We start from the raw sequence: 2,533 nt of genomic DNA, 5'->3' as shown, positions 1-2,533 counted from the left end.
GGAACCGGTCGTAGTAGCGCAGGACTGCCGGCAGCAGCCCCGCCGCGCCGTTGGTTGGCGCCGTGACCACCCGGCCGCCGGCGGCGTTCTCCTCGTTTACGGCCAGGGCCCAGAGGTTGACCCAGTCCAGCGCCGAGAGCGGGTCGGCGATCTGGCGGTCGGCGTTCTCGACCAGGTTGCGCCAGATCCCATAAGCCCGCCGCTGCACCTTCAGCGCCCCGGGCAGCACGCCCTCGGCGCGCATGCCGCGGTCGATGCAGGCGAACATGGCGCCGACGATCTCGTCCAGGCCGGCCACGATCTCGGCCTCGCTGCGGACGGTCAGCTCGTTGGCGGTCATCAGGGCGGCGATGCTCAGGTTGGCCGCCTCGGCCTGGGCCAGCAACTCGGCCCCGCTGTCGAAGGGGTAGGGCGTCGGCAGCGCCCGGTCCGGCGCGGTGTTGAGGCCGATCTCGTCCTCGTCCCGCACGAACCCGCCGCCGATCGAAAAGTAGGTGCGTTCGGCCAGCAGGCGGCCGGCGGCGTCGAAGGCCTCGAACTTCAGGGCGTTCGGGTGCTGGGGCAGGCGGGTCCGGCCCTCCCACGCGATGTCGGCCGCCTCGTCGAAGCCGATCTCGTGGCGGCCGCCCAGCTTCATCCGGCCGGCCGAGCGCACGGTGTCGACCACCAGATCCGCGGCGTCGGGATCGAGCGTCCGGGGCTCGAACCCGGCCAGGCCCAGGATCACCGCCCGGTCGGTGGCGTGGCCCCGCCCGGTCAGCGCGAGCGAGGCGTAGAGGGTCGTCCCGACCCGCGCCGTCCGCTCGAGGTCCGGTCCGAGCCGCTCCAGGAACCGCCCGGCCGCGGTCATGGGGCCCATGGTGTGGGAGCTGGACGGGCCGACCCCCAGCTTGAAGAGGTCGAAGACGCTGACGTTCATGGCCGGGAGGTAGCCTGCCGCGGGCGCCCGCTCAACTCATCGGATTGGCCGCCGGCGGCGGCTCGGGCAGGGGGATGAACTCGTCATGGTCCGCGTCCGGCAGCTTCATCCGCCCCGCCCGCCAGTCCGCCTTGGCCTGTTCGATCCGGTCCTTGGAGGAGGAGACGAAGTTCCATTCGATGAACCGCGGCCCCACCGGCTCGCCGCCTAGTAGCATGACGATGGCGTCGGTGGTCGCCGTGAACAGCACCGGCTGGCCGGGCTCGAACACGATCATCTGGCCGGCCTGGAACTCGCGGCCCTCCACGTCGACCACGCCCTCGGCGACGTACGCCGCCCGCTCGGGATACTCCGCCGGCAGTTGCGCCTTCGCGCCGGCGCGGAGGTTCCAGTGGACGTAGAACATCGGCGAGTGGGTCTTCACCTTGGCCTCGGCGCCGAACGCCTTGCCGGCGATAAGCCGCGCCCACAGCCCGTCGGGGCTCTCATAGGTGGGCAGGTCGGCCGGGCCGTGGTTGGCGAAGCTGGGAGCGGTCTCCTCCAGCTCGGTCGGCAGCGCCACCCAGGCCTGGATGCCGTGCATCTTGCCGCCGCGGGTCCGCAGGGTCTCGAACCGCTCCGAGTGGGTGATGCCGCTTCCCGCGGTCATCCAGTTCACCTCGCCCGGGTTGATCTCCTGGATCGCGCCGACACTGTCGCGGTGGGTGATGTGGCCGTCGAAGAGGTAAGTCACCGTCGACAGCCCGATGTGCGGATGTGGCCGCACGTCGACGTCGCGCCCGAAGCCCGCCTGAAACTCCACCGGCCCCATGTGGTCGAAGAACACGAAGGGTCCGACCATCCGGCGCTTGGCGAAGGGCAGCACCCGGCCCACCTCGAATCCGCCGAGGTCCTTGCGGCGCTGGTCGATGACGAGTTCGATCATGGCGGGCTCCCTGACTGCCGGTCAGGGATAGAGCGCCGCCCCGCGCAACGGCGCAACCACGCCGTTGCGATAGCGCGCGCGTCAGCCCTGCGCGCTCACATAGGGGCTGACGAGACCCAGAGGCGCCGCCGTCGTGTTCTTCACCGAACGGATCACGATCCGGCTCTCGATGTTCGAGACCAGCCCCAGCGACAGGATCTTGTCGCGCAGGAAATCGTCGAAGGCGTGCATGTCGCGGGTCACGATCCGCAGCTCGTAGTCGGCTGCGCCGGTGACGGTGGCGCACTGCACCACCTCCGCCAGCTTGCCGATCGCCTGTTCGAAGGCGTCGAGGTTGTCCTTGGTCGGCAGCGACAGCTTGACGGTGCAGTAGACTTCAAAGCCCAGCCCCAGCCGCTCGCGGTCAAGAATGGTCACTCGGCGCTGGATGACGCCCGCGTCCTCCAGCCGTTTGATGCGCCGCCAGCACGGGCTGGACGACAGTCCGACGCGATCCGCGATCTCCGCGACCGACAAACCTGCGTCGTGTTGGATCAGGTCCAGGATCTTGGCATCCACGGCATCGAGGACCTCGGACAACTTTTCCTCCTGTTTTCGACACGAGAGCATATTCTTTTTGCCCCGGAACCACCGCCCGGGGGCATGCTTTTGGCAAGCAATTGCGGCGCTCTTATATGATCTTGCGATCC

The 2,533-nt window shown here is 69.2% G+C and carries 3 protein-coding genes; all 3 read right to left on the bottom strand.

Annotation, left to right across the window (positions count from 1 at the left end; translation table 11 throughout):
- The coding region (locus Q0L11_RS18820; protein WP_296599276.1) for an L-serine ammonia-lyase at positions 1-919 on the bottom strand (919 nt) is incomplete at its 3' end.
- Between the two features lie 31 nt (positions 920-950).
- On the bottom strand, positions 951-1,844 hold the full coding sequence (locus Q0L11_RS18815) for a pirin family protein (RefSeq protein WP_296599275.1): 894 nt from the start codon (positions 1,842-1,844) through the stop codon (positions 951-953).
- Between the two features lie 81 nt (positions 1,845-1,925).
- On the bottom strand, positions 1,926-2,423 hold the full coding sequence (locus tag Q0L11_RS18810; RefSeq protein ID WP_296599274.1) for an Lrp/AsnC family transcriptional regulator: 498 nt from the start codon (positions 2,421-2,423) through the stop codon (positions 1,926-1,928).
- Positions 2,424-2,533 lie beyond the last annotated feature (110 nt).

Origin of the sequence: Phenylobacterium sp. (assembly GCF_024508875.1) — a bacterium.
Classification (GTDB): Bacteria; Pseudomonadota; Alphaproteobacteria; order Caulobacterales; family Caulobacteraceae; genus Phenylobacterium.
Note: the sequence above shows the minus strand (reverse complement) of the source record. Positions and strands in the feature narration are given on the sequence as shown.